Annotated in this window: 2 protein-coding genes; both read right to left on the reverse strand. The window is 30.8% G+C overall.

Annotated features, from left to right (window positions below):
• The coding region (locus tag Q0958_RS18840) for a cysteine peptidase family C39 domain-containing protein (protein ID WP_299126084.1) at nucleotides 1–236 on the reverse strand (236 nt) is incomplete at its 3' end.
• Between the two features lie 110 nt (nucleotides 237–346).
• Complete coding sequence (locus Q0958_RS18845) at nucleotides 347–592, reverse strand: hypothetical protein (protein WP_299126111.1); 246 nt, start codon at nucleotides 590–592, stop codon at nucleotides 347–349.
• Nucleotides 593–617: the final 25 nt, after the last annotated feature.

Consider the following 617-nt stretch of genomic DNA (forward strand, 5'->3'; position numbering starts at 1 on the left):
GGTAATGGTGCTTCTAATAGTTTGTTGTATGCAAGTTTTACACCTAAAGACTTAAAGCCTATAGATTCAACAGCTTCGCTTAAACCTAATAAACTACTTCCTTCTCTAGTAGTTTCACTTAAGTTTCTTAACTGTTGTGTGTTAATAGTTTTACCATAGTGTTTAGCTATGATTTTGATACAGGTAGGTCCACAATCCTTTGCCTCGGTTTGTTTATAGTTTGGGAATTTTTTCATACAAATTCAAATATCGATAAGATATTTTTTTTAACTGTATTTTAATTGTTTTTTTTATTAAAAAAACTCCTCTTTATAAATTGAATAAAAAAGAGGAGTATAATTATTTTTTATCTGCAACTTGCACAGCAATACCCAGAAGCATAACTGTTATCGGAGAAAACTGTCCCGTTCCATTGTGAAGAAGCTTGTTCGTATGAAACATAACCTGACCAACCACTAGAGCCATCAGGATAATGCATATATAACTTACACTTGTCAAAATCTGCCTGCGTAAGATCAGTTCTACCTCCAAGAATGTCCTTTTGTTCCGCTTTATTTAAAGCCTTTCCTAAATTTAAGATTGATTTTTTCATAATTAATATTTAAAAAAAATTACTT

The sequence above is a fragment of the uncultured Tenacibaculum sp. genome, from assembly GCF_947499065.1.
Lineage (GTDB): Bacteria > Bacteroidota > Bacteroidia > Flavobacteriales > Flavobacteriaceae > Polaribacter.